The organism is Xanthomonas sp. D-99, assembly GCF_017746145.1.
Lineage (GTDB): Bacteria > Pseudomonadota > Gammaproteobacteria > Xanthomonadales > Xanthomonadaceae > Xanthomonas > Xanthomonas cissicola.
Map to the genome: position 1 here is coordinate 46,220 of NZ_JAGHWU010000041.1, position 25,927 is coordinate 72,146.

The following is a 25,927-nucleotide window of genomic DNA, read 5'->3' on the forward strand; positions in this document are numbered from 1 at the left end:
CCGAGTATGCGCCGCGCCCTGCGTGGCGACCAGCGTTATGGCTTTGGCGCGTCGTTCAGTTGCGGCGTGACAGCCTGCAGCCAACGTGATTCGGTCGACCAGGAGTGTCCATGTCCCACCATGCTGCGCAAAAATACGCCGCGATGCTCGCGACGCTGTTGCTGACGAGCCAAGCGTTTGCGGCCGATCCCACGCCCGAACTCAAGCCGCGCGCACCCGGCGCCGCGCAAGCGGTCGGTGCCGTGCACACTTTGCGTCAGATCCCGGAAGCCTGCGCACGCCTGGAAGGCGTGTTTACCGGAAATGCTGCACAGCCGTATACATTGTCGGTGGTGCGCAGCAGCCCCACCTGCCAGCCACGTGCACGCTTCGTGGATTTCGCCAAGACCGCGCCCAGCGTCGCCTCGGGCTGGATCTTCAACGATGTGATCCGTGTACCAAGCGCAGCGTGCCCGTCGCAGCAGGCGGTCGTGCGCGTGTGGCGCAAGCCGGCCGACGCAAAACCACAACTCGATGGCCAGGGCCAGTCGCGCATCTATCTGGAAGACGCCAAGCAGCAAGCCGCTGCCGGCAAGATTCCACAGGTGCCCATGTTCGCTGCGCAGATGACGCTGGAAGGCAAGGCGTGTCAGTAAGTCGAGACTTTGCTCTGCATCCATAACGACGAACCCCGGCCAGTCCGGAGTTCGCTTTCAGCGCATGCACAGGTGTATCAATTACTTCGACAGACGCCTAGACAACGCGCTTTCATCACCTGTCGTAATGACCGACGTCCTCAGCGCCAACTTTCGTCAGGGCGCAACCCACGTGCATGAGTTGCCCGATGTGCCGCCACCTCAGCGGAGAATTGAGCATCGCTGTGCATCCCACGCGGCGTCGATCTTACCCCTCCCAAACCGGCAACTTCTTCGCCACCGCGACATTCTTCAAACTCACATACTTCGGCAGGCCATCGCTGCCGTAAGCCAGCGGGGCTTCGCCCTTGATCAACGGGGCGAAGTAGCGGCGGGCGCGTTCGGTGATGCCAAAGCCGTCCTTGCGCAGGAAGCTGGGCGGCATCTTCTTTTCGTGATTGGCCACCTTGTGCAGGGGGGCGGGCACGATCTTCCAGCGGTATGGTGCGTCGCTGACGCGTTCGATCACCGGGATCACCGCGTTCATGCCTTTGATCGCGTATTGCACGGCGGCCTTGCCGACCGCTTGCGCCTGTTCCCAGTCTGTCTTCGATGCAAGATGGCGCGCGGAGCGCTGCAGGTAATCCGGTAGCGTCCAGTGCACCTTGTAGCCGAGCTCCTGCTTGACCTGTGCGGCCAGGAACGAGGCCACGCCGCCGAGCTGTGCATGGCCGAACGAGTCGGCCGCGCCGCCGGCATCGGCAACGAACTTGCCGTGTGCGTCCTGGATGCCCTCGCTGGCCACCACCACGCACCAGCCGACCTTCTCCACCACCTGTTTCACCTTGGCCAGGAATGCAGCCTGGTCGTAGGCGCGTTCGGGCAGCAGGATGATCTGCGGGGCGTCATCCGGGCCTTGCCCGGCCAGGCCTGCCGCTGCGGCCAGCCAACCGGCATGACGGCCCATCGCCTCATAGATGAAGACCTTGGTGGAGGTGTCGGCCATGGCGGCGACATCCAGTGCGGCCTCGCGTACCGAGACGGCGGTGTACTTGGCCGCCGAGCCGAAGCCGGGGCAGGTGTCGGTCACCGCCAGATCGTTGTCGATGGTCTTTGGCACGCCGATGCAGTGCAGCGGGTAACCATAGGCCTTTGCGAGTTGCGAGACCTTCCACGCGGTGTCGGCCGAGTCGTTGCCGCCGTTGTAGAGGAACCAGCGGACGTCGTGCGCGCGCAGCACGTCGAGCAGACGTTCGTACTGGGCGCTGTCTTCTTCCAGCGATTTGAGCTTGTAGCGGCACGAGCCGAATGCACCGCCGGGCGTCTGCGCCAGGGCGGCAATGGCGGCGGCGGACTCTTTGGATGTGTCGATCAACTCCTCGCGCAAGGCGCCCAGGATGCCGTTGCGTGCGGCCAATACCTTGATCTTGCGTGCGCGTGCTTCGGCGATGACGCCGGCTGCGGTGGCGTTGATGACGGCGGTGACGCCGCCTGATTGGGCATAGAGCAGGTTGCCAGTGGTCATAGGGGGACGGACTCCTCACATGGGGACATGGCGCAGGGGGACAGTGCCGGGACATTCCCCGGATGCGGTAAGCTGCACGGCCATACGGTCAGCGCCGGCGAAGACGTGAGTCTAACGCCGCCCACCGCAACGCGTTTTTATTCGAAAGTGGAGTCCACTGATGCGATTGGTTCTGTTGGGACCGCCCGGTTCGGGCAAGGGCACCCAGGCGACACGTCTCAAAGACACGTTTGACATTCCGCATATTTCCACCGGCGACCTGTTGCGCGCCGAAGTGGCCGCTGGCTCGCCGCTGGGATTGAAGGCCAAGGAAGTGATGGCACGCGGCGACCTGGTGTCCGACGACATCCTGCTCGGCATGCTCGAGGCGCGCCTTGGCCAGGCCGATGTGGCCAAGGGTTTCATCCTGGATGGCTACCCGCGCAACGTGGCCCAGGCCAATGCGCTGGACGAATTGCTCGGCAAGATCGGTCAGCCGCTGGATGCCGTGGTGCAGCTGGATGTGGCCAGCGAGTTGCTGGTCGAGCGCATCGCCGGTCGTGCCAAGGCCGAAGGCCGCGAAGACGACAACCCGGAATCGGTGCGCAAGCGTCTGCAGGTCTACACCGATTCCACTGCACCGGTGATCGGCTTCTACGAGCAGCGCGGCAAGTTGGCGCGCGTGGATGGCGTGGGTTCGCTGGACGAAGTGCTGGAGCGCATCAGCAAGGCGCTCGGACGCTGAGTCGGTAGGGGACGCACGGCGCAAGGCCCAGTCTCGGCCAGGCGCGGCCTCTGGTCGCGCTGCTTTCTCGCCGTGATCGTCCGGACAGCGCGACCCAAAAGAAAAACCCCGGACGTACAAGACGCCCGGGGCGGAATAACGCCAGTAGTAGGCTTGCTCAGAGCCCCGACAGCATGAGCTCCCTGGGGATTTGGCCTCTTGGGGAGTAGGACCAAAGGGATACTGCGACTGGCGTTCAGCATAGTGAGCGATGTGACCGGGTTCGCACATCGGGAAATTCCCGACAGTACGGTAGGAAAGCCCCGACACCTGGGCTTGCGTTGGATTGGAATGTCCGGCAACTGCGGCGATCGGCGACAATAGGCGGCATGAGCAAACTCCACATTCTCGGCATCGCCGGAACTTTCATGGGCGGTGTGGCCGCCCTGGCGCGTGAGCTGGGCTGGCAGGTGGAAGGCAGTGACCAGGCCATCTATCCGCCGATGTCCACACAGCTGGAAACGCTGGGCATTGCGCTGGAACAGGGATACGCGCCGTCCAATATTTCGCCGGACGCGACCGAGGTGATTGTCGGTAATGCCCTGTCGCGCGGCAATCCGGCGGTGGAGGCGGTGCTGGATGCCGGCCGCCGGTACACCTCCGGCGCGCAGTGGCTGGCCGAGCGGGTGCTGCCGGGCCGCGACACGCTGGCGGTCGCTGGCACCCATGGCAAGACCACCACCACCACCATCCTGAGCTACCTGCTGGAGGCGGCCGGGCGCGCGCCGGGGTTTTTGATCGGTGGCGTGGCCGAAGATTTCGGCGTGTCGGCGCGACTGGGCCAGGGGCGCGAATTCGTGGTGGAAGCCGACGAATACGACACCGCGTTTTTCGACAAGCGCAGCAAGTTCGTGCACTACCGGCCATTGGTGGCGATCCTCAATAACCTGGAATACGACCACGCCGACATCTTCCCGGACGTGGCCGCCATCCAGCGCCAGTTTCACCATCTGGTGCGCACGGTGCCCGCGCGCGGTCGCCTGATCGTCAACGGCGAGGACGCGCACCTGGCCGAGGTGCTGGCGATGGGATGCTGGACGCCGGTGGAGCGGTTCGGCTTCGAGGCGTCGCTGGACTGGAGTGCGCGTTTGATCGCGGCCGATGGCAGCGCATTTGCGGTGCTGCATCGTGGCGTGGAAATTGGCCAGGTGCAGTGGCCGTTGGTTGGGCGGCACAACGTCCTGAACGGGTTGGCGGCGCTGGCGGCGGTGCAGGCGGTGGGCGTGGATCCGGCGACGGTGATGCCGGCGTTGGCGCAGTTCCAGAGCGTCAAGCGGCGGCTGGAAGTCATTGGCAACGCGCGCGACATCACCGTGTACGACGACTTTGCGCACCATCCCACCGCAATCGCGACGACGTTGCAGGGCTTGCGTGCGAAGGTCGGGGCGGCGCGCGTGCTGGTGGCAATGGAGCCGCGCAGCAATTCGATGCGCTTGGGCGCGCATGCGCAGGCTTTGGCGCCATCGCTGCACGATGCCGATGCAGTGGTGTTTTTACATCGGCCGGAACTGGCCTGGGACGCGGCGCCGATCATCGCGCAGGTGCGTGGCGATGCGCATGTTGCGCACGACGTGGATGCATTGCTGCAGACGCTGGGCGAGATTGCGCGGCCTGGCGACCATGTGGTGTTCATGTCCAATGGCGGCTTCGATGGTGCGCCGCGTCGCTTCCTGGCGCAGTTGTCCTGATGGTGCCGCTCATGCCTACCGGCGAGACCAGCACCTTGCCGCTGTTTCCGTTGCACAGCGTGTTGCTGCCCGGTGCGGCAATGGGCTTGCGCGTGTTCGAGCGCCGCTATCTGGACCTGGTGCGCGAGAGCGGCCGCACCGGCAGCAGCTTTGGCGTGTGCCTGATCCTGGAAGGCGCCGAGGTAGGCGCGCCGGCGACGCCGGCGGCCTTCGGCACCGAGGTGCGTATCGAAGATTTCGATGTCGGGGCCGATGGCGTGCTGGTGCTGCGCTTGCGCGGTACGCGCCGCTTCCATGTACAGCGCTCGCGTATCCGCGACAACGGTCTGGTCGTCGGCCAGGTGAGCTGGTGCGAGCCCGACAGCGACGACGAATTGCGCCCCGAACACAGCCTGCTGGCCACGGTGCTCGAGCGGATGCTCGAACAGGTGGGTGGCGAATTCGCCACAGTGGGGCCAGGTTTGCTGGATCAGGCCGCCTGGGTTGGCTGGCGGTTGGCCGAGCTGTTGCCGCTGACCGAACAGCAACGTCTGTCGCTGCTGCAGCAAGACGATCCGCATCGGCGACTGGATCAATTGCTCGCCTGGATGCCGTAACGCGCCGACGCAATGGCGCAGGCGAGCCCATCACTGCGCTTGCACCCTTGCAACGGCACACTGGCGACGCTTGAGTGCGCTGCCGATGGCATCCACGCTCTGGATGCGTGCAATGGCCGCACTCGCTATCGATCCACGGGAGTGAGCCTTGATCATCGACGTCAAACCGCGTGTGGCGGATGTGTTCCACCAGGTCTGGCGGACCCTGGCGGTGTCGTTCGTGTGGGACGTGTTGATCACGATCATCTATTACGTGCTGCCGTTCCGCGCGCCGGCGTTGCCGCTGACCATCTTTGGCTCGGCGCTGGCGTTATTCCTGGGTTTTCGGGCAAATTCGACCTATCAACGCTGGTGGGAAGGACGCGTGCTGTGGGGCCAGATGATCAACGCATCGCGTAACCTGGTGCGTTTGAGCGTGAGCATTCTGTCCGGGCCGGAAGCGGCGGCGTTGAGGCGTACGATCGCGCTGCGCCAGATCGCTTACGTCAACGCCTTGCGCTGTCAGTTACGTCGGCTGCCGGTTGCCACGGCGCTGGAGTCGCGGCTGGATGCCGATGAAGCGGCCGCGGTGAGCACCCGCACCAACGTGGCCAACGGCTTGCTCGACATCACCGGCCGCAGCGTGGAGCAGGCGCGGCGCGATGGCTGGATCGACAGCATCCAGCAGGCCAGCGTGGAGCGCATCCTGGTGGATATCGCCAACGCACAGGGCGGCATGGAACGCCTGAAAAATACGCCGTTGCCGTACCAATACCGCTTCTATCCGAACCTGTTTACGCGGCTGTTCTGCGTGCTGCTGCCGATCGGTCTGGTGGAGACGCTGCAATACGCCACACCGGTCGGTTCGACCGTGGCCGGGTTGATGTTCCTGGCGGTGCTGAAGATCGGCGATGAGCTGGTGGACCCATTCGCCAACACCATCCACGACCTGCCGCTTGACACGATGTGCCGCACGGTGGAGATCGATGCGCTGCAGGCCATTGGTGAGCAGGCGCCAGAGCCGATGCAGCCGGTGGATGGCGTGTTGTGGTGAGCTATCGCACACTGGTTCAACGCGGTTTGTGCGCATCCGAACGGCGCTGAACCGACATGTCTCGGTTGCCTTGAAGGGTAATCGAACGGTGCGGATGCGTCGGTTGTAGAGCAGAGCATGTGCGGCCTGGCTGCCTGGCCCTTGCCCGCTCACCATCGCGGACACGCTGCAAGTACGTCCCTGTCAGCTCCGTGGCGGTCTCCATACCGCCAAGGGTCCCGCGACGGTGAGCGGGCAAGGACCAGTCGAGAGTTCGGTGTGTCAGTGCAGGCGACAGGCAATGTTTGCTGGCTATCTAAATAAGCGTTGGGAAATGGCAGTTGGCAACGCCCAAGCCCTAAGCTGCACACCGCCTTCGCGCCACGAGCCGCTTTTATAAAGCCGCCGCCCAATGCCCGTGTGCGGTGTCCTCGCCGCTTGCGTGACCGTTGGCAGCATGGATGCCGCCATCGAGCCCCATGGACGGGTTCACGGCGTGTCCGGCAAGTGGCGAGGGCATCGCGCACTCGGCGCACGAGGCTTTCGTCCTAAAATTTCAGCTGCATCCAGACAACGCCAGCACACGACCGCCACCGATACGGCGTTCAATGGCATGGCTGGCAGCTCCTGTCTCCAGAGCCGCGCGATCACCGTCCGCTTGATATCGCTGCCAGATCGATCAACGCTGCCGCTGTGACGAACCCGATGCAGCAGCATCAGACGCAACGGTTCCCGGTGGCGATGCAACGTTGTCGTTGTCATCGCCACGCACCGCACTGCCCGAGGTGCTGTCGATCAGGATCACCGGCACCTGCGAGCGACGACGCTGTTCCATGCGATGGGGCAGCGGGCCGAGTGCCTCGCGCAATGCGCTCAGTGCAGGATCGACGCCGCGCAGCGGGTACCACAGGCCGATCAGGCTGAAGTGGCGGCTGTAGCGCAAGGTCTGGGTGCTGCCCACCCACAGCGGTTGTGCATCCGGCTGCAGGCGTGCAGCCGCCGGCCACAGACGCAGCACATGCACGTGGCCGGGCGCGGCGTGACGCACCATCAACAGGGCTTCGACCTGCGTCTCCAGCGTGGCCGGCAGAATCGGTACTTCGTCGGGGCGGCCGCTGACATCGAGCAAGTGCAGCGCCTGTTCCCAGCCCGCCTGGGGCTGGACCCGCCAGCCGCGCGCCTGAAGCTGGCGCTGCAACGGGGCGAGCGGGCCGGCCAACTGGACGTCCAGCGGCCAACGCTGATCGTCGTCGAATTCGTTGCGGCGCGCCGGCAGCAGGCGCCATTGCTCTTCCCACCACTCGTGTGCGGGCAACTCCATCAATGCCGGCGGCGGCGGTTCGAACTTTGCCAGCTTGATGTCGAGGTTGCGCGGCGCAAAATAAATGGCACAGCTCACGAACACCCCGTAGAAGATCCACGACACCGGCTTGACCCAGAACGCGCGGGTGGCGCGGCGGCGGTAGGCAATGCCCAGCACCAGCAGCCAGAAGATGCCGAACAACATGCCGCCGACGACGTCGCTGAGCCAGTGCGCACCGAGGTACAAACGTGCAAAACCGATCAGCGAGACGATGGCGCCGCTGACCAGATACGGCCACACGCGGCGGCGGCCAGGCAACTCGCGCGCGATCAACAGCGCGAAAAAGCCGAAGGCGATCGTGGCCATGGTGACCGCAACCGATGGAAAGCCGAAACCGCTGCTGGCCGCAGGCGGGCGCACCACCTGCACGGTGGCGCCAAGCAGCTGCGTGAGCGCCAGGCCGAAGGCCAGCGCGATCACCCAATGGGCCACGGCCATCCAGCGACGGCGCCAGGCCAGATAGCCCATCGCGGCGGCGATGGCCGGCAACAGCACCTGCCAGTCGCCCAATGAGGCCAGCGCCACCATCGGGTAGTCGGCCAATGGGTTACGCAGCGCCAGCATCAGGTCGTGCACGGCCAGGTCCACGCGCACTGGCTCGCCGTGCGCCAGCACCACCATCAGCAGCACGAACCAGCCCCAGCCGAGCAGCAAGAGCATCAGGGCCATCATGGCCAGCGGCACCGATTCGCGACGGCGCGGGTCGAATACGCCGACCGACCAATTCCCCAGGACCGGATGCCGGTGCGACCACGCCAGCAGACGTGCCAGCAAGGCATCCAGATGGCCGGCCGACCAGCGGTACGAATACAGCACGACCGCCCAGGCAAGCCCGATCACGGCCGCCAGCAACGCAACCACCACAAACAGCCGCCCGGCCACCGCGGCCACTGCGTCGTAGGCCGTGCCCAGCACCCAGCCAGGCACCAGGAACAACAACGCCCACGAAACGCAGGCCAGCCCGCTGGCGACCAGATACCGTTTGAACGGCATGCGCGACATGCCGGCAATCGCCGGTACGAACGGGCGTACTGCACCTACATAGCGCGCGATCAGGATGCTCTTGAAGGCATTGCGCCGGAACAGCAGCTCGCCGCGCTCCAGCAGTTGCGGGTAACGCCGGAACGGCCAGTAGGTGTGCAGCTGATGGCCCCAGCGATGGCCGACCCAGAAGCTCAACGCATCGCCAACGAAAGCGCCCAGGGTGGCGCACGCCACCGCGTAGGGACCGTTGATCTGCCCGAGCCCGATGAGCACGCCAATGGCGAACAGCAACGGCAACGCAGGCACGATGGCGCCCAGCACGATGACCGCATCACAAAATGCGATGCCAAAGATCACCACGCCAGCCAAGGTGGGGTGGTGTCCGATCCACTCCAGCGTGGCGTCGATCCATGAGTTCATACCTGAATTATAGGTGGGCGCGGCGGCGCCTGACCTGCATCGTCCTCACATCGGGGGATTGGCTTCACCTGAGGTTGCAGCCATGCAGCTGCCGCACGCGCGCATGCCACGGATGCGCGCAGCGAGACAGACCTGCCGCCTACAATGGGGTATGAGTCACGACCCTGCAGCCAATCTGCCGCTGAAGTCCGATACGTTCGGGCGCATTCTGTTGGTCCGCGAGGGCGAACGCATGTTCGTGCGTCGCGACGTGAGCGTGGCGCCGTGGCTGTTGCGCGGCGTGGCCTGGTGGCTGGCACGGCGCGAGGCGCTGGCCTTGCGCCAACTGGATGGCGTGCCGCGCACACCGCGCCTGCTGGACTGGGACGGGCGGCACCTGGACCGCAGCTATCTGGACGGCGCTGCGATGTACCAGCGTCCGCCGCGCGGCGATCTGGCCTACTTCCGCAGCGCGCGCAGGCTGTTGCAGCAGCTGCATCGCCGCGGCGTGGCGCATAACGACTTGGCCAAGGAAGCCAACTGGCTGGTGCAGGAGGACGGCAGCCCGGCGGTGATCGATTTCCAGCTGGCGGTGCGCGGCAACCCGCGCGCGCGCTGGATGCGTCTGCTTGCCCGCGAGGATCTGCGCCACCTGCTCAAACACAAGCGCATGTACTGCCCGGCCGCACTGACCCCGGTGGAACGCCGCGTGCTCAAGCGCACCTCCTGGGTCCGCGAGCTGTGGTTCGCCACCGGCAAACCGGTCTACCGCTTCGTGACCCGGCGCGTGCTGCACTGGGAAGACAACGAGGGGCAGGGGCCGAAGCCCTGAGCGGCTGGGATTGGGGATTGGGGATTGGGAATTCGCAAAAGCGTATTGCTTGAGCGGTGGGTTGGTCGGTGGGAGCAATGAAGGAATAAGCTCTTACGAATCCCGAATCCCGAATCCCGAATCCCGAATCCCCACTCCCATGACGTTATCCGGCAAAACCCTGTTCATCACCGGTGCCTCGCGCGGGATTGGCTTGGCGATTGCGCTGCGGGCGGCGCGCGATGGAGCGAATGTGGCGATTGCGGCCAAGTCGGCGGTGGCCAATCCCAAATTGCCTGGCACCATCCATAGCGCGGCCACGGCGGTGACTGCGGCCGGTGGGCAGGCGCTGGCGCTCAAGTGCGACATCCGCGAAGAAGATCAGGTGCGTGCGGCAGTGGCGGCAACGGTCGCTGCGTTCGGCGGGATCGACATCCTGGTCAACAACGCCAGTGCGATCTGGTTGCGCGGCGCGCTTGATACACCGATGAAGCGCTTCGATCTGATGCAGCAGGTCAACGCGCGCGGCAGCTTTCTGTGCGCGCAGGCGTGCCTGCCGCATCTGCTGCAGGCGGCCAATCCGCACATTCTCACCTTGGCCCCGCCGCCATCGTTGAACCCGTCGTGGTGGGGCGCGCACACCGGCTACACGCTGGCCAAGATGGGCATGAGTCTGGTGACCCTGGGGCTGGCAGCGGAATTCGGCCCGCAAGGCGTGGCGATCAATGCGTTGTGGCCGCGTACCGTGATCGCCACTGACGCCATCAACATGCTTGCCGGCGTGGACGCCGCGGCCTGCCGTCGGCCGGAGATCATGGCCGACGCCGCGCATGCGGTGCTGACGCGCGCCGCGGACGGATTTTACGGGCAGTTCCTGATCGATGATGAGGTCTTGGCCCAGGCCGGCGTCACCGATTTGCGCGGCTATGCGATGGATCCATCGCGCGCGCTGTTGCCGGATCTGTTTCTGGACTGAGAGCGGCTAACCGCAAGGCGAGCAGTGTCGTGAGCGTGGACGGCATGCTCCAACCGCAGTGGACGCGTGGCACACGCGCTACCGAGCAACGGCCGCGTCCGCCTGACGGCGGCGCCGTGGCGTTGGCTGCTCCAGCGCCTCAGCCGTTGCCCAGCTCCGGCAGTGGCTCGGCGCATTGCCGGCAATAACGTGCGTCGGCCGCGTGGCCTTCCAGCCCGCAGCGGGCGCAGTTGCGCGCATCGCGTTTGCCGGTGTGGCCACCTTCGCGCAATGAGCTGGCCAGTTCGGCGGTATAGATGCCGGTGGGCACGGCGATGATGCTGTAGCCGATCAGGATCAGTGCCGAGGTGACGAATCGCCCAAGTGTGGTCTGCGGCACCAGATCGCCGAAGCCGACCGTGGCCATGGTGACGATCGCCCAGTACATGCTGGTGGGGATGCTGGTGAAGCCGTGCTGCGGGCCTTCGATGATGTACATCGTGGCGCCGGCAATCACGGTGATGGTGAGCACGGTGAACAGGAACACCAATACCTTGCGACGGCTACGCCACAACGCATCCAGCAATTGCCCGCTTTCTTCGATGTAGCGGGTGAGCTTGAGAATGCGGAACAGCCGCAGGATGCGCAGCACGCGCACCACCAACAGCGTCTGTGCGCCGGGCACGAAGAACGAGAGATAGCTGGGCAGGATCGACAGCAAATCGATCACGCCCCACACGCTGAGCGCGTAATGCAGCGGGCGCCGCACCACGGCCAGACGCAGCGCGTATTCGATGGTGAAGATCACCGTGAACGCCCATTCCAGCGGCACCAGCCAGTCCGCGGCATGCGAATGGATGCGCGGCACGCTGTCGATCATGATCACCACCACGCTCGCCAGGATCGCGACCACCAGCATCAGGTCGAAATTGCGCGAGGGGCGGGTGTCGTGGCGGTAGATGATGTCGAACCACTGCCGGCGCCAGCCATCGTCGGTGGCGGCAGTGAGTTGCGGATCGGAGAAGGGGCGCATGCGCGCATTGTGCCGCAGGCCGGCGAATGCGCGAGAATGCCGCTTCTCCCTCCGCTTCTGCGACCCATCCTCATGAGCACCGCCGCCGATTCGCCCCTGTCCCTCGCGCACTACTACCTGCCGGTGTATCGCCCGCGCCAGGTGGTGCTGGAGCGCGGCCAGGGCAGCCGCGTGTGGGATGATGCGGGGCGTGAGTATCTGGATCTGTCGTCGGGCATCGCGGTGAGCGGGCTCGGCCATAACGACCCCGATCTGGTGGCTGCGCTCACCGAGCAGGCCGGCAAGCTGTGGCACACCAGTAACGTGTTTTTCAGCGCGCCGCCGCTGAAACTGGCCGAAGAACTGGTGAGCGCCTCGCGCTTCGCGGACAAGGTGTTCCTGTGCAATTCCGGCACCGAGGCCAACGAGGCGGCGATCAAGCTGGTGCGCAAGTGGGCCAGCAGCCAGGGCCGTCCGGCCGATAAGCGCGTCATCGTCACCTTCCGCGGCAGTTTCCATGGCCGCACGCTGGCATCGGTCACCGCCACTGCGCAGCCCAAGTACCAGGAAGGCTACGAGCCGCTGCCGGGTGGATTTCGCTATGTGGATTTCAACGACGTCGCGGCGCTGGAAGCGGCGATGGCCAGCGGCGATGTGGCGGCGGTGATGGTCGAGCCGATCCAGGGCGAGGGTGGTGTGATGCCGGCCGCGCCGGGCTTTCTGAGCCGCGTGCGTGCGCTGTGCGACCAGCACGATGCGTTGCTGGTGCTGGACGAAATTCAATGCGGCATGGGCCGCACCGGCACGCTGTTCGCGCATTGGCAGGAACAGGTGACGCCGGACATCGTGACCCTGGCCAAGGCCTTGGGTGGCGGTTTCCCGATCGGTGCGATGCTGGCCGGGCCCAAGGTGGCGCAGACCATGCAGTTCGGCGCGCACGGCACCACCTTCGGCGGCAACCCGCTGGCCGCGGCAGTGGCGCGCGTGGCGCTGCGCAAGCTGGCCTCGCCGCAGATTGCCGACAACGTGGTGCGGCAATCTGCGGCATTGCGTGCAGGTCTGGAAGCGCTCAACGCCGAGTTCGGCCTGTTTGCGCAGATTCGTGGGCGTGGCTTGATGCTGGGCGCGGTGCTGGCCCCAGAACACGCCGGGCAGGCGGGGGCGATCCTGGATCTGGCGGCCAAGCATGGCCTGCTGCTGCTGCAGGCCGGCGCGGATGTGTTGCGCTTCGTACCGGCACTGAATCTGACCGATGCCGAACTGGCCGATGGTCTGGCGCGCTTGCGTCTGGCCATTGCCGAGTATGTCGCGCAGCCGTGATGTCGGGCGGTGCCTGCGCGCCCTCTGGCTGGCACTTTGCCGGCTAGAAGGGTGTTGGAGGATGCGTGGTATGGCATAGAACGCGCTGAGGCAGTGCGCGGTCTTTTGATTTGCTGGGTGGGATGGCTGTCCTCCGCCGTACCCTCACCCCAGCCCCGGTTGCACGCCCCGGCCCGCGCTTGCGACGCGGGCGCTCCAGGGCACGCGCGCCGGTGGCGTGCACCGTGCCTTCTCGCCCCCGGGAGAGCGGCTTTGTTTCATGCGAGCCCATAGCGCTTCAGCACTCGCCGCAACGCGCGGGCGTCGCGCACGGTGTCGGCGTGCAGGCCGGCCGCGCGTGCGCCACGCACGTTGACGAACAGGTCGTCGACAAACAACGTGCGTTCGGCGCGTTGCTCAAGCTGCGCAAGCGCGCGCTGATAGACCGGCACATCCGGTTTGCGGCCGCCCAGTGCACCGCTGCACAGCACGCGGCCCCGCAACAATGGAAATAGCGATGGCACGATCCGCTCGATCGCTTCTGCCATCAGCGGGCCGTTATTGGTGAGCACCGCCACCGCCGTGGTCGTCGATACCGCCAGCACCTGGGTCACCGCCGACGGGTCGGCGCGGCAGGCCGCCACGCGCGCATCGACCCAGGTAGCGCGATCGATCGGCTGCCCCAGCCCTTCGCTCAACTGCGCCAGATACGCCTGCGTGTCGATCGCACCAGCATCGTAGGCGCGCTCCAGACCCTGCGCGAACAACACCTCATGCACGCGCTGCGGTGGGCAATTCGCCGCTGCTGCAAGAGCGGCCATGCGCCGTGGCTGCGCGTAGTGCGCAAGCACGCCGTCGAAATCCAGCAACAGCAGCGATGGTGGTGCGGGCGACATGTGCGTGCTCGTGCGGTGGCTGCGCAGCGTTATCGATTCGGCGCGGCATGGCAAGCGCGCAAGACCTGCAATGCAGGACATTTGCGCAGGTAGGTGGCTGCGCTACCTATTCAGAGTTTTGAATTCGGCAGCGACCTACCCGCCTGCGCCGACCCCACCCGCCACACCGTGGTTGCGAAGCAATCGTGCTGGTTATGGTCACTGCACGCCGCATCCGCGGTATCAGCCGGTCTCGGGGGAGCGCCCGGTCACTCAGCACGCCACACGTCTCCAGGGGTTGATTGCATGCCAAAGTGCTTGAACACCGATCAATTGGCGGCCTCGGTCGCCGACATCCTCGCCACCACCCGCTCGCGCCACGCGCTGGCGTCGATGACCTTGCTGCTGGCCGGCGCGCAGGGCTTGCCTGCGCTGGCGCAAGACGCACGCACGCTGGATGCGGTCAGCGTGGTGGGCACCGGCTCCACGCGCACCACGGCGTCCATCTCGGTGGACGAGATCCAGGCGCAGGTGCCCGGGGTAGCGCCACAGCAGCTGTTGGCCAGCCTGCCCGGCGTGAACGTGCAGACCACCGATCCGTTCGGGCTGTATGAGTTCGGTGATTCGATGACGATCCGCGGGTTTTCCGCCAACCAGATCGGCGTGACGTTGGACGGCATTCCGATCGAAACCTTCGACACCCGCGAAGGCGGGCCGATCACCCGTTACGTGTCCAGCGAGAATCTGCTCGATGTCACGGTGTCGGCTGGTTCGGGTGACGTCACCCAGCCGTCGTATCACGCATTAGGCGGTGCGATCCGTTACACCAGCCTGCCACCGAAGGGCGGCGACAGCTGGAGCGGCAATCTCACCCAGACCATTGGGTCGGACGACCTGGTACGCAGCTTCGTGCGCCTGGACACCCCGGACTGGTGGGAGGGCGGCCCCAGCGCGTATCTGTCCGCCTCGCGCACGCAAGGCGGGGTGTGGGACATGGAGCCGGCCACGCAAAAGAGCGACCACTTCGAAGCCAAGATTCGCCAGGCCTGGGATGCAGGCAGCCTGACATTGGGCTGGATCTACAACAACCGCAAGGACTACGACGTGCAGTCGTACAACTCCGACGGTTCGGTGTCCTGGGATCTGCACGAGCGCATCACCGGCAACCCGGAAGTAGATGCCGAGCATTACAGCGAATGGCAGAACGGGCGACGCGATTCCTTGCTCAGCCTGCACGGCGATTTTCTGTTCAACGATGCGATCGGCTTCACCTTCACCGGCTATTACGAAAACAAGCATGGGTATGGCGTCGGCGGCACCCCGCCGAGCACGGCGACGGGCTTGTACAACGATGCCATCGCCGGCACACCGGGGCGCACCGATATCGCGATCAACGATCCGCAGATCGTCGATGCCAACGGCAATGTCACCCACGTCGGTGCGATGACGCGGCGCGAGGAAATCATGGGCGGCGATCGCTATGGCGTCACCACGTCGGTGTCGTGGGAGACCGAGCACAACAAACTCGAAGTCGGCGCGTGGTACGAAAACTACGATTTCGATCAGGTGCGCCCGCTGTACAACCTGGACCCGGCCACCGGCGCATTGCTCAAAAGCGCGCTGCCGATCGTGATCTACTACGACAACCACTTCTCCACCGAAGTGAAGCAGCTCTACATCAAGGACACGCTACGCCTGCTCGACGACCGGCTCACGATGGAATTCGGCGCCAAGGGGCTGGATGTCAAACGCGACTACAACGGCATCGCCAATCTCGACGACTTCAATGTCGGCATACGCCGCGATGTCACCATCAAGAACAGCGATTGGTTCCAACCGCAGGTCGGCGCCAGCTTCCAGCTTGCCGAGGGTGTGCAGGTGTTCGCCAACTACGCGGAAAACTTCAGCTCGGCGCCGCGGCTGGCGCTGACCTCCGGTGCGTTCAACCCGGATATCGCACCGGAAGAATCCACCAACATCGATATCGGCATTCGTGCCGAATCCACGCAGTGGAGCGGCTATATCGCCGCCTACAAGATCGATTACGAAAACCGCATCATCGCGCTCACAGACCCGGACCCCCTGGTGGTTGCGCCCACCGTCTACGCCAACGTCGGCGACGTGCAGACCTACGGCGCGGAAGTCTCCGGCATGTGGAAGCCGGCCCCGGGCTGGCGGTTGGGCGCATCGCTGACCTGGAACAAGTCCGAATTCCAGGACAACTATTTCGGCCCGGTCAGCGGCAACCTGGTGCAGGTGGAAGGTAACGAAGTGCCGGATGCGCCGAAGGTCATGTTCAGCGTCAACGGCGGTTGGGAAGGCGCGCATTTCTTCGCCAACCTCGATACCAAATACACCGGCAAGCGCTATGGCGACACACTCAATACCGATCAGGTGGATGCCACCTTCATCGTCAACGGCAGCGTCGGGTATCAGGGCGAGGACAGCGGGTTTCTTGCCGGCGGCCGGTTGCAGCTGTCGGTCTACAACCTGTTCGACAAGGACGATGCGATCGGTGCGGTGTTTCCCAACGAAAGCTCCGGTTCGTATCAGTTGATCGCACCGCGCCAGCTGTTCGCCAGTCTGGCGTACACGTTCTGAGGTGCAGCCGCGGCCGGCAAGGTTGCCGGCCGCGTGCGTTAGTCCATGACATGCAGGGGACGTGCGTTGATGCAAGGCAATCACACGGGAGCGATGACGCGGCGGCAATTGCTGGCGCGCATCGGCATGACCGCTGGCGGCGCAATGATGTATCAGGCGATGAGCAGCCTGGGCATGGCGGCCGAGTCCACCTTCAACGGGCCGCTGCAACTGGATGGCGACCCCAAGGGGACGTCGGTCTTGATCCTCGGCGCCGGGCTGGCCGGCATGAGCGCGGCCTTCGAATTACGCAAGGCCGGTTACCGCGTGCAGTTGCTCGAATACAACGACCGCCCGGGCGGACGGAACTGGACCCTGCGCGGCGGTGACCGCTATACCGAGTTGGGCGGTGCCACGCAGCATTGCCAGTTCGACGACGGGCTGTACCTCAATCCAGGGCCATGGCGTATTCCGCATCACCACAAGGCGGTGTTGAGTTACTGCAAGCAGTTTGGCGTGGCGCTGGAAGCGTTCAATCAGGTCAATTACAACGCGCTGCTGCACAGCCAGAAAGGCTTCGGCGGCAAACCGCAGCGCTTTCGCGCCATCGACGCCGACTACAAGGGCCACGTGTCCGAGTTGCTGGCCAAGTGCACGCAGCAGCACGCCCTGGACGCGGCCGTCAGCCGCGAGGATCAGGAGCTGCTGCTGGAATCGCTGCGCACCTGGGGGGCGCTCGACCAGAAGTTCGGGTATGTCAAAGGCAAGGACAGCAGCGAGCGGCGCGGGTTTGCGCGCTATCCCGGTGGCGGCTTGTCGGGCAGGCCGGAATTCTCCGATCCTTTCAGCGTGCAGGACGTGCTGCGCTCACGCCTGTGGACCACACTGGCGGCTGGCAACAACTACGAAATGCAGACCACCATGTTCCAGCCCGTGGGAGGCATGGACCAGATCGGCAAGGCATTCGCGCGTCGCCTGGGCGATGCCATCACCTATAACGCCAAGGTCACCAAGATCGATCAGGACGGCAGCGGCGTGCGTGTGTCCTGGCAGGATGCGACGCGTGGCGGCGAAGAACGTCTCGCCAGTGCGGATTGGTGCATCTGCACCATTCCGTTTTCGGTGCTCAGCCGCATGCCGGTCACTGCCAGCGATGCGATGACCACGGCGATCGGCAAGGTGCCGTACGCGGCATCGGTGAAAGTGGGCCTGCAATTCAAGCGCCGTTTCTGGGAAGAAGACGAAGCGATCTACGGCGGCATCAGTTACACCGATCTGCCGATCACCTTGATCAGTTATCCCAGCACCAACTACCACAGCCCGGGCAAAGGCGTGCTGCTCGGTGCCTATGTATGGGGGTTGGACGCCTACCAGTTCACCGCGATGCCCCCGGAGCAGCGCGTGCGTAAAGCGGTGGAGTACGGCACCCAGCTGCATCGGCAGTATCCGCGCGAATTCGAGAACGGCATTGCGGTCGGCTGGCACCGCGTGCCGTTCACGCATGGCTGCTTCGGCATGTGGAGCGAGCAGGCGCGCGCCGAGCATTACGAACCGCTGTGCCAGATCGACGGCCGCCTTGCGCTGGCCGGCGAGCACGTGTCGTACATCCCGGCCTGGCAGGAGGGTGCCATCCTGTCGGCACACGATGTCGTTGGCCGTCTGCATCGCAAGGTCATTGCCCAGGGAGCGCGCGTATGAGTCTGCTGCCAAGAGCGTGCGGCGCCACGGTTGCGCTCGCCATTCTCGCCTTGTTGCTGCCGCCCAACGTGCGCGATGCGCAGGCGCAGAGTTCCGATGCCACGCAGTTGTTTCCGCAGCAAGGCTTCGCCAAGGCCTCCGGTCAGGACGTTTACCAGGCCATCTGCCAGGGCTGCCATATGCCGGCCGGCGGTGGCGCGCAAGGTGCCGGCGACTATCCTGCGCTTTCCGGCAACCCCAAGCTGGCTGCCGGCCCGTACGTCACCATGATGGTGCTCGACGGCCACGCGGGGATGCCGGGTTTCGCCGACATGCTCGACGACCGCCAGGTGGCCGAAGTGGTGAGCTATGTGCGCACGCACTTCGGTAACGACTATGCCGAGCGCGTGACCATCGACGACGTCAAATCGCTCCGCCGCTGATCTTCTCTTCTACAAGGAATTGCCATGCCACGTTCCATCACGACCGTTCTTAGCGCCGCAGTAATGTGGGCTGCCAGTCTCGGTGCCGCGCACGCCGCCGAGGTGATCCGCCACAAGATTCCCAACAGCGATTTCCCAATTGCTGCTGCGGTGGAAATTCCCGCCGGCAAGGCCACGGTGTATGTCAGCGGCAAGGTGCCGGCGGTGATCGATACCAACGCGCCGAAGGATTCCGCTGCTGCCTATGGCGACACCAAGGCGCAAACGGTGAGCGTGTTGAACCAGATCAAGCAGCAGCTAACCACGCTGGGGTTGGGCATGGGCGATGTGGTGAAGATGCAGGTGTTTCTGGTCGGCGATCCGGCGATGGGCGGCAAGATGGATTTCAACGGCTTCATGGAAGGGTATCGCCAGTTCTTCGGCACCAAGGAGCAACCCAATCTGCCAGCGCGCTCGGCATTTCAGATCGCGGCATTGGGGAACCCGCTGTACCGGGTCGAGATCGAAGTGGTTGCCGTGCGTCCCTGAGTTCGCGTCTTCATCCTGCTGGAGTTTGTCATGAACACTGCTCTTTCGCGCCGCACGTTTCTACGCGACTCCGCGCTGTTCGCCGGCGCCGCCGGTGCCGGCAGCTTGCCGCTGCTGGCCAGCGCCATCGAACGCTCCACTGCCATTGCGCCCACACCGGCAACGGCGCTGACACCGGTAATGATCGATTCCAATGAATTTCCGGATGGACCGTCGGCTGCCGCAGTAAAGGCCATCGCGCAGATCGCACCGCAAGGCGGGAGGTATCTGCGCCAGGTACAGATGGAATTGATGACCACCCTGGCCGCCGAGCTCAAGCTGCCGGTGGATCATCTGATGGCGTACGCCGGGTCCACCGAGCCGCTCGACTACACGATGCTGGCATTCACTTCGCCCAGCGCCGCGTTGGTCACTGCCGATCCCACCTACGAATCCGGCTGGCGTGCGGCAACCCGCAATGGCGCGCGCTTGATCAAGGTGCCGCTGCGCAAGGATTTTTCGCACGATGTACAGGCCATGTGCGCGGCCGATGCCAACGCGGGAGTCATCTACATCTGCAACCCCAACAATCCCACCGGCTCGGTCACCGCACGCAAGGACCTGGACTACGCATTGGCGCACAAGCCCAAAGGCAGCGTGTTGGTGGTGGATGAGGCGTATATCCACTTCGCGCAAAGCACGCGCAGCATGGTCGACATGGTTGCCGCAGGCGAAGACGTGGTGGTGTTGCGCACGTTTTCCAAACTCTATGGCATGGCCGGCATCCGCCTGGGCTATGCGGCCGCGCGCCCGGACCTGCTGGCCAAGCTGAAGTTCTACAGCGTCAACAGCTTGCCGGTCACCGCCGCCGCTGCCGGGCTGGCCAGCCTGCGCGATCCTGCACTGGTGCCGCAACGGCGCGCACGTACCGCCGCTACCCGCATCGATGTGATGGACTTTCTCGCGCGGCAGGGCTATGCATGCACTGCCTCGGAGAGCAATTGCTTTATGGTCGATGTGAAGCGCCCGGCGGCTGGCTTCAAGGACGACATGGCCACCCACGGCGTGTTCATCGGCCGCAGCTGGCCGGTGTGGCCAACCTGGTCGCGCATTACCGTGGGTACCGACACGGAAATGGCGCGCTTCAAACACGCGTTCGTGCAGGTGATTGCCGGTAACCGCGGCCCGCTGCCGGCGCCGGGCGTGGCCACTGCAGCGGCCGATCCGATGGATGCATTTTTCCGTTACGCCTAGAGCGTGTTATGCACGTTGAGATGAGATGCGTTGGCCGTCAGCGGTGCGGAGCGGGTGCTGCGTGGTGCCGGGTTGGCCGGCGCCAAGGCAAGCCGCACGGCGCGCGCTCCGTGCCGCTGGCGGCCAACCCTCCGGGAAGCGCCCTGTGACGCGCCGAGACAAGGCGCACGCCTTGTCTCGGCGCGTCACAGGACGCTTCGCACTCACCTCGAAGTCAGAACACGCTCTGAGCCGGCGTGCGACGGAACGCTCGGTCGCCGACGGCCGAGCGTTCCACAGTCTTGGTCGATGCGCCCGCTGCGCAGCCGATGCGGGCATGATGCGCTGCTGATTGTGCATCGGCTACTCTGGCACTGTCGGCCTATCGCCATCACCGCCGCATCCGTGCACCGCATCCGCTGTGCTGCAACTTCCCAACGCAGGAGTGTTCTCTTGAAGCTGTTTTCCACGATTGCTATGTGTGCGCTGGCGCTGATGGCGCCGACGGCATGGGCACGGACGTGCGCGGTGACCATCACTGGCAACGATCAAATGAAGTTCGACCAGAGCACCATCAAGCTAGCCCCCGAGTGCACGCAGGTGGAGCTCACGCTCAAGCATTCCGGCAAGATGGCTGCCACCGTGATGGGGCACAACTGGGTGTTGACCAAGTCTGCCGATTTCCAGGCGGTGGCCAATGCCGGCGTACGTTCGACCATCGCCGACAGCTATCTGCCCAAGGCCGACGCGCGCGTGATTGCGCACACCAAGGTCATTGGCGGCGGCGACAGCACCACGGTGAGTTTTCCCACCAGCAAGCTGAGCAAGGGCGCAGACTACACGTTCTTCTGCTCGTTCCCCGGCCACTGGGCGATGATGAAGGGCACGCTGACGTTCGGGTGATGCGTGCGGGGCGGCCAACGCTGTCAAGCCTGGCCGCCACACGTGCAAACCTGCGTTGAACGCTGGATGCATGCGGATCTGGGTCAGTCAGGTTGCAGTGGCTGATCTGCATGCGAGTCGCTTGCACGCAACAACCCGCGTTGTAATGCTTGCGCAAGCGCGCCTTCGCGGCTGCGCGCATCGAGCTTGCGGTACAGGTTTTTCAGATGGAATTTGACCGTGTTTTCCGACAGGTGCAGGCAGCGTGCGATCTGTTTGTTGGAATAGCCGCGCGCCAGTTGCGCCAGCACTTCCAGTTCACGCTCGCTGAAGATGTCGCCGGCCGGATCGTCGTCGCCGCTGAGGCGTTCGAGCAACGCCTGGATGGTCAACGCACGCGTGGTGCCGCCCACGGTCTGCGGGTCGTGCTGGCGGAGCGAGCGCAGCATCGCCTTGGCCGGCAGGCCCAGTTCCACGATGGCCTGCCAGCTTTGCGTGAGCGCGACATGGTCCAGCGCGCTGTACAGATACGGCAGGGCGGCGACCAGTTCGCCGCGTTGCTGCAGTACCAGCGCGATGCGTGCACGGGTGCGCGCCAGATGGCAGACATTGTCGTTGGCCAGGCAGGCCCGCTCGATCTGCCCGAGGATGCTCAGCGCTGCGCTGCTGCGCCCGGCCAGGCGATGCCAGCGGGCCAGTGCGAAGCCCATCGCCGCGCGATCATGCCAGCGGTGTGGCGAGCGCAAGGTGTGCGCCAGGCCGGATTCGCCGCCGGTACGTGCGATCAGCACATCGATGGCAGCGTTGCCTGGATGTTCCAGCAACAGCATCAGCCGCCATGCTGCAGCCAGTTCCGACAAGCGCGCCAGCTTGCGTCCGTGAGCAATCTGTTCGATGTGCTCCAGCAACAGCAGCGCACTGCGTCCGCTGTGATCGCGCACGCGTTCCAACCCTAGCGCGGTGCCGTATCCGGCAGCCAGCACGTCCATGCCCCCATCGTGTTGCTCCAGCAATTCCAGCGCCGGGTGCAGCAGGTCGGCTGCGTCGTCGTGGTGGCCGCGTTCGTAGTGCAACTGCGCAAGCAGGCACTGAGCGGCGGCCTCCAGCACCCGATCCAGTTGCGGGGTACGTGCGCACCAGCTCAGTGCTTGTTGATAGCAGGCTTCCGCATCGCTGAGCCGGCCGCGATAGAACAGGCTCTGCCCCAGCGACAACATTGCCTGGCTGGCACCGACGTCGCTGCCGCCGCGCTGCATGGTGTCGCGCGCGTTGCGCGCGTAGCGCTCGGCAACCGCGAACGCGCCTTGCGCAATCGCGGTGGTGGCGCAGATGCAGAGCAACATGCCGCGGCCGAGATGGTCGTCTTCATCCAGTGCGCCGGCCTGGGCGGCAATCTGGGTCAGGCCATGCGGGTTGCCGCAGATTTCATCCAGACGGTCGCGCAGCAGCGCCACAACCACCGTGTAATCGCGCTGGAGCGGCTCGCGTAGCGCAGCCGGAAAATCGCGGAAGCGCTCCAGCAACAGGCGTGCGTGGCTGAACTCGCCCAGCCTGATGTGCAGATGCGCCTGGGTGAGATTGAGCGCGGGCGTGTCGCGAATGGTGCGGTGGTCGAAATGGCGCAGTAGTGCGCGCACTTCATGCGTGCCGTGAGTCAACAGCAGCTGCCAGGTGCCGGCGCGTGCGATGTAGCTGGCGGCAAGATCGCCGCAGTTGCCGCGCCACGCATGCCGCACCGCTTCGGCAAGATGCTGATGATCACCGAACCAGCGCGCTGCGCGTTGATGCAGCTGCACGCTCTGCCCTGGATATTCGCGGTCGAGCAGTTGCTGCAAGAAATCGGCAAACAGTGGGTGATAGCGGAACCATTCGCGCTCGCCATCCAGCGGCACCAGCAGGTCATGAAAATGCTCCAGCCGCGCCAGCAAGCGGCCGCTGTCCTCGCGCTGGCGCACTGCATCGGCGAGCGCGGCGTTGAAGCGTTCCAGCGGGCTGGTGCGTAGCAGGAGCTCGCGGGTGTCCGGGTCCAGATCGTTGACCACCTGTTCGGCCAGATACGCGGCAATCTGCGCGCTGCGCCCCGAAAAACGTGCGGCGACTTCCTGCTGACGTTGGGTATCGCCTTGCAGCCACAGCCGCGCCAGTTGCAGCGCCACTGGCCAGCCTTCTGTGTAGTTGCGTAGTTCGTCCACCACCGGTGTTGGCACGTGCGGGCCTAGCAACGCCTGCGCTTCGGTGTTGTCGAGCGCCAGTTGCGTGTTGCCGATGCGGCTGAGTTGTGCGTGCAGATCCAGCCGCGCCAGCGGCAGATTGGGCACGCGGCGGGTCGCAAGCACGAGATGCAGACGCCCACCACTGTGTTCGATCAGGCGTAGCACCAGTTCATCGACAGGGCTGCTGCCGAGTCGGTCGTAGTCGTCGAGAATCACGCTGATGCGGCGGGGCGCCGCGCGCAGCGCGCGAATCAGCAATGCCGTCGCCTCGCGCGGGTTGTGATCGCGGTTGTGCAGCACGGTGGCGCACAGCGCGTGGTCGGCGCCTGCGTTCTGCAGCGCCAGCGCAAGATGGCCGAGAAAACGGGTAGCGTCGGCATCTTCCTCGTCCAGCGACAGCCATGCCACCGGGCCCTGCTCGCGCATACTCAGGTGCGCATGCCACTGCGCCAGCAGCGTGGTCTTGCCGAATCCGGGTGGGGCGAGCAATAGCGTCAGCGGGCGTGCCTGCGCCTGATCCAGCGCAGCCAGTAGCGCGCCGCGTACCACCGCGGCGGGGCGCGGCAACGCAGGCTCCAGCTTGCCGGCAAGCAGCCAATCGGGAATCGCGGGGTCGCGCGAGGGTGACGGGCGCGGGGTGAGCAGCGCAACAGGCTTGAGCATGAGGCGAGAGCGGCCGTATCAAGCGTCGACAGCGTGCCGGCTCGGCACGCTGCAGATCGGGGTGAAACAGCGGCAATGCAGCGTAATCGCCTGATTCGGCGACGACGGTGCAGCGGCTGCGTCGAGGGTCCCCACCCATGCCCGTCCCTGAGCACCTTTCAGAAACATATGACAGCGACAGGACAAAAGCAAAGTGTGCTGCGCCGAGTCGAGGACTTCACCGCGGCAGATGCGCCTGCTTGTGCGCAGGTGAAGGAACGCTAGAGGTCGCCTGGTACCGGTGGCGCGCGTTCGGAGGCACCGCCACACAGCCTTGCGGGCACGCGGTCACGCGCACCGCAAACCCTCAACGCCCCGCGCTAATTGCGCACCGATTCCCAACTCCCCATTTCCGATTCCCAGCCGATCAGCGCGCCACGTCCGCAAACGCCTCGCGCGCTGCCGCCAGCGTGGCTTCGATCACCGCCTCGTCGTGCGCACTGGACATGAAGCCGGCTTCGTACGCCGAGGGCGCCAGGTAGACGCCCCGCTGCAGCATCGCGTGGAAGAATCGGTTGAAGCTGGTGATGTCGCACGCCGTGGCCTGTGCGTAGCTCTCCACGACGTCGTCGGTGAAGAACAGCCCGAACATGCCGCCAACCTGGTTGGTGGTCACGGCAATGCCGGCTGCGCGCGCGGCATCTTCCAGGCCTTCGCACAGCATGCTGGTGGCCTCGCTCAAGCGCGTGTGGAAGCCCGGCTCCTGCACCAGCTCCAGCATCGCCAGGCCTGCGGCCATGGCCACCGGGTTGCCCGACAAGGTGCCGGCCTGGTAGATCGGCCCGGCCGGAGCAACCTGCTCCATCAAGTCGCGGCGGCCGCCGTAGGCGCCCACCGGCATGCCGCCGCCGATGATCTTGCCGAAGGTGGTCAGGTCCGGGGTCACGCCGTAATGCGCCTGCGCACCACCGAGCGCGACGCGGAAGCCGGTCATCACTTCGTCGAAGATCAGCAACGCGCCGTGCCTAGTGCACAGCGTGCGCAGATGCTGCAGATAGCCGGCCTGCGGCGGAATGCAGTTGGCGTTGCCGACCACCGGCTCGATGATCACCGCCGCCACCTCCGCACCGATCTCGTCGAACAGCGCGGTGGCGCCCTCGAAGTCGTTGAAGCTCAGCGTGGCGGTCAGTTCGCTCAGCCCTGCGGGTACGCCGGGCGAGGTCGGTACGCCCAGGGTCAGCATGCCGCTGCCGGCCTTGACCAGGAACGAATCGCCATGGCCGTGATAACAGCCTTCGAACTTGATGATGCGATTGCGCCCGGTGGCGCCACGCGCCAGGCGTACCGCCGACAGCGTAGCTTCGGTGCCGGAGTTGACCATGCGCACCATCTCGCAGGAGGGCACCAGCCGGGTGATGGTCTGCGCCATCGTCACTTCGGCTGCGCACGGTGCACCGAACGAGAGCCCGTTGCGGATCGACTGCTCGACCGCTTCGCGCACGGCCGGGTGGTTGTGCCCGGCAATCATCGGCCCCCACGAGCCCACATAGTCGATGTAGCGGTTGTCGTCGACATCGAACAGATAGGGGCCATCGGCGCGCGCCACGAAGAACGGCTCGCCGCCGACCGACTTGAACGCCCGTACCGGCGAGTTGACGCCGCCCGGTAGCAAGGTCTGCGCCTGGGCGAACAGGGCGTGGGAGCGGGAATGGTTCATGCGCAGATCCTTGAGGAGTACCGATTGGGGGCATCGACGCCCGGCAGCGGGCATCGCGTCCGCCATTGTCAGGCCTGCGGCCGCGCGCGCCTACCCGTCGGACGCCCGCCTACCCGTCGAAGTGGGCGGGTGGGGGA

Annotated in this window: 21 protein-coding genes; 15 read left to right on the forward strand and 6 right to left on the reverse strand. The window is 65.2% G+C overall.

Features of this window, described 5'->3' with window-relative positions; genetic code table 11:
• Positions 1-110 precede the first annotated feature (110 nt).
• Positions 111-635, forward strand: coding sequence for a hypothetical protein (locus tag J7360_RS14355; RefSeq protein ID WP_007972791.1), 525 nt, complete (start codon positions 111-113; stop codon positions 633-635).
• A 247-nt stretch (positions 636-882) separates the two neighbouring features.
• Here the strand turns inward: J7360_RS14355 and J7360_RS14360 are convergent, their stop codons facing one another.
• The gene (locus J7360_RS14360; protein WP_057661098.1) at positions 883-2,139 is read right to left on the reverse strand and encodes a 6-phosphofructokinase; all 1,257 of its coding nucleotides are present in this window, start codon (positions 2,137-2,139) and stop codon (positions 883-885) included.
• A gap of 160 nt (positions 2,140-2,299) precedes the next feature.
• On the opposite strand from J7360_RS14360, the gene J7360_RS14365 reads away from it, so the two are divergent.
• The 5 genes from J7360_RS14365 to J7360_RS14385 all read left to right on the forward strand — a co-directional run bounded on the left by J7360_RS14365 (position 2,300) and on the right by J7360_RS14385 (position 6,895).
• Positions 2,300-2,863, forward strand: coding sequence for an adenylate kinase (locus J7360_RS14365; protein WP_003483308.1), 564 nt, complete (start codon positions 2,300-2,302; stop codon positions 2,861-2,863).
• 359 nt (positions 2,864-3,222) lie between these two features.
• Positions 3,223-4,590 (forward strand): UDP-N-acetylmuramate:L-alanyl-gamma-D-glutamyl-meso-diaminopimelate ligase, encoded by a 1,368-nt coding sequence (gene mpl / locus J7360_RS14370; protein ID WP_176215021.1) that lies wholly within the window; start codon positions 3,223-3,225, stop codon positions 4,588-4,590.
• Positions 4,590-5,186 (forward strand): LON peptidase substrate-binding domain-containing protein, encoded by a 597-nt coding sequence (locus J7360_RS14375; RefSeq protein ID WP_057661093.1) that lies wholly within the window; start codon positions 4,590-4,592, stop codon positions 5,184-5,186. The genes mpl and J7360_RS14375 overlap by 1 nt, the downstream gene beginning before the upstream one ends.
• Positions 5,187-5,334: 148 nt before the next feature.
• A complete protein-coding gene (locus tag J7360_RS14380; RefSeq protein WP_209034128.1) occupies positions 5,335-6,219 on the forward strand; it encodes a bestrophin family ion channel in 885 nt (294 codons plus the stop codon).
• A 436-nt stretch (positions 6,220-6,655) separates the two neighbouring features.
• Positions 6,656-6,895: a hypothetical protein gene (locus tag J7360_RS14385; protein WP_209034145.1), complete on the forward strand. Its 240-nt coding sequence runs from the start codon at positions 6,656-6,658 to the stop codon at positions 6,893-6,895.
• On the opposite strand, the gene J7360_RS14390 is transcribed toward J7360_RS14385, so the two are convergent.
• Positions 6,878-8,965, reverse strand: coding sequence for a bifunctional DedA family/phosphatase PAP2 family protein (locus J7360_RS14390; protein WP_057661089.1), 2,088 nt, complete (start codon positions 8,963-8,965; stop codon positions 6,878-6,880). The genes J7360_RS14385 and J7360_RS14390 overlap by 18 nt on opposite strands.
• Before the next feature lie 151 nt (positions 8,966-9,116).
• Here J7360_RS14390 and J7360_RS14395 point away from each other — a divergent pair, with 151 nt between their 5' ends.
• A complete protein-coding gene (locus J7360_RS14395) occupies positions 9,117-9,776 on the forward strand; it encodes a serine/threonine-protein kinase (RefSeq protein WP_042806174.1) in 660 nt (219 codons plus the stop codon).
• Positions 9,777-9,915: 139 nt separating this feature from the next.
• A complete protein-coding gene (locus J7360_RS14400) occupies positions 9,916-10,731 on the forward strand; it encodes an NAD(P)-dependent oxidoreductase (protein WP_007967700.1) in 816 nt (271 codons plus the stop codon).
• Positions 10,732-10,870: 139 nt separating this feature from the next.
• Here J7360_RS14400 and J7360_RS14405 read toward each other — a convergent pair whose 3' ends face one another.
• On the reverse strand, positions 10,871-11,743 hold the full coding sequence (locus J7360_RS14405) for an ion transporter (RefSeq protein WP_007967699.1): 873 nt from the start codon (positions 11,741-11,743) through the stop codon (positions 10,871-10,873).
• A 72-nt stretch (positions 11,744-11,815) separates the two neighbouring features.
• Here J7360_RS14405 and J7360_RS14410 point away from each other — a divergent pair, with 72 nt between their 5' ends.
• Positions 11,816-13,042 (forward strand): acetylornithine transaminase, encoded by a 1,227-nt coding sequence (locus J7360_RS14410; protein ID WP_007974495.1) that lies wholly within the window; start codon positions 11,816-11,818, stop codon positions 13,040-13,042.
• Between the two features lie 257 nt (positions 13,043-13,299).
• Here the strand turns inward: J7360_RS14410 and J7360_RS14415 are convergent, their stop codons facing one another.
• Positions 13,300-13,917, reverse strand: coding sequence for an HAD-IA family hydrolase (locus J7360_RS14415; RefSeq protein WP_057661087.1), 618 nt, complete (start codon positions 13,915-13,917; stop codon positions 13,300-13,302).
• 297 nt (positions 13,918-14,214) lie between these two features.
• On the opposite strand from J7360_RS14415, the gene J7360_RS14420 reads away from it, so the two are divergent.
• From J7360_RS14420 to azu, 6 genes are all read left to right on the forward strand, one after another.
• Complete coding sequence (locus J7360_RS14420) at positions 14,215-16,497, forward strand: TonB-dependent receptor (RefSeq protein ID WP_181259500.1); 2,283 nt, start codon at positions 14,215-14,217, stop codon at positions 16,495-16,497.
• A gap of 69 nt (positions 16,498-16,566) precedes the next feature.
• Positions 16,567-18,174 carry a flavin monoamine oxidase family protein gene (locus J7360_RS14425; protein WP_057661083.1) on the forward strand — a complete coding sequence of 536 codons (1,608 nt, stop codon included), beginning with the start codon at positions 16,567-16,569 and terminating at the stop codon, positions 18,172-18,174.
• A complete protein-coding gene (locus J7360_RS14430; RefSeq protein WP_007967691.1) occupies positions 18,171-18,596 on the forward strand; it encodes a cytochrome c in 426 nt (141 codons plus the stop codon). The genes J7360_RS14425 and J7360_RS14430 overlap by 4 nt, the downstream gene beginning before the upstream one ends.
• Positions 18,597-18,620: 24 nt before the next feature.
• Positions 18,621-19,124 carry a RidA family protein gene (locus J7360_RS14435; protein WP_057661079.1) on the forward strand — a complete coding sequence of 168 codons (504 nt, stop codon included), beginning with the start codon at positions 18,621-18,623 and terminating at the stop codon, positions 19,122-19,124.
• Positions 19,125-19,154: 30 nt separating this feature from the next.
• Positions 19,155-20,357, forward strand: coding sequence for a pyridoxal phosphate-dependent aminotransferase (locus J7360_RS14440; RefSeq protein ID WP_057661077.1), 1,203 nt, complete (start codon positions 19,155-19,157; stop codon positions 20,355-20,357).
• 432 nt (positions 20,358-20,789) lie between these two features.
• Complete coding sequence (gene azu, locus J7360_RS14445) at positions 20,790-21,239, forward strand: azurin (protein WP_005921714.1); 450 nt, start codon at positions 20,790-20,792, stop codon at positions 21,237-21,239.
• 83 nt (positions 21,240-21,322) lie between these two features.
• Here azu and J7360_RS14450 read toward each other — a convergent pair whose 3' ends face one another.
• Positions 21,323-24,094, reverse strand: coding sequence for a LuxR C-terminal-related transcriptional regulator (locus J7360_RS14450; RefSeq protein WP_057661595.1), 2,772 nt, complete (start codon positions 24,092-24,094; stop codon positions 21,323-21,325).
• A 406-nt stretch (positions 24,095-24,500) separates the two neighbouring features.
• Entirely contained in the window at positions 24,501-25,790 is a 1,290-nt protein-coding gene (hemL, locus tag J7360_RS14455; RefSeq protein ID WP_057661596.1) for a glutamate-1-semialdehyde 2,1-aminomutase, read from the reverse strand.
• Positions 25,791-25,927: the final 137 nt, after the last annotated feature.

Coding starts and splice junctions, on each gene's coding strand:
- J7360_RS14355 (WP_007972791.1), top strand. CDS start 111: ATGTCCCACCATGCTGCGCAAAAATACGCCGCGATGCTCGCGACGCTG.
- J7360_RS14360 (WP_057661098.1), bottom strand. CDS start 2,139: ATGACCACTGGCAACCTGCTCTATGCCCAATCAGGCGGCGTCACCGCC.
- J7360_RS14365 (WP_003483308.1), top strand. CDS start 2,300: ATGCGATTGGTTCTGTTGGGACCGCCCGGTTCGGGCAAGGGCACCCAG.
- J7360_RS14375 (WP_057661093.1), top strand. CDS start 4,590: ATGGTGCCGCTCATGCCTACCGGCGAGACCAGCACCTTGCCGCTGTTT.
- J7360_RS14385 (WP_209034145.1), top strand. CDS start 6,656: ATGGATGCCGCCATCGAGCCCCATGGACGGGTTCACGGCGTGTCCGGC.
- J7360_RS14390 (WP_057661089.1), bottom strand. CDS start 8,965: ATGAACTCATGGATCGACGCCACGCTGGAGTGGATCGGACACCACCCC.
- J7360_RS14395 (WP_042806174.1), top strand. CDS start 9,117: ATGAGTCACGACCCTGCAGCCAATCTGCCGCTGAAGTCCGATACGTTC.
- J7360_RS14400 (WP_007967700.1), top strand. CDS start 9,916: ATGACGTTATCCGGCAAAACCCTGTTCATCACCGGTGCCTCGCGCGGG.
- J7360_RS14405 (WP_007967699.1), bottom strand. CDS start 11,743: ATGCGCCCCTTCTCCGATCCGCAACTCACTGCCGCCACCGACGATGGC.
- J7360_RS14410 (WP_007974495.1), top strand. CDS start 11,816: ATGAGCACCGCCGCCGATTCGCCCCTGTCCCTCGCGCACTACTACCTG.
- J7360_RS14415 (WP_057661087.1), bottom strand. CDS start 13,917: ATGTCGCCCGCACCACCATCGCTGCTGTTGCTGGATTTCGACGGCGTG.
- J7360_RS14425 (WP_057661083.1), top strand. CDS start 16,567: ATGCAAGGCAATCACACGGGAGCGATGACGCGGCGGCAATTGCTGGCG.
- J7360_RS14430 (WP_007967691.1), top strand. CDS start 18,171: ATGAGTCTGCTGCCAAGAGCGTGCGGCGCCACGGTTGCGCTCGCCATT.
- J7360_RS14435 (WP_057661079.1), top strand. CDS start 18,621: ATGCCACGTTCCATCACGACCGTTCTTAGCGCCGCAGTAATGTGGGCT.
- J7360_RS14440 (WP_057661077.1), top strand. CDS start 19,155: ATGAACACTGCTCTTTCGCGCCGCACGTTTCTACGCGACTCCGCGCTG.
- J7360_RS14450 (WP_057661595.1), bottom strand. CDS start 24,094: ATGCTCAAGCCTGTTGCGCTGCTCACCCCGCGCCCGTCACCCTCGCGC.
- hemL (WP_057661596.1), bottom strand. CDS start 25,790: ATGAACCATTCCCGCTCCCACGCCCTGTTCGCCCAGGCGCAGACCTTG.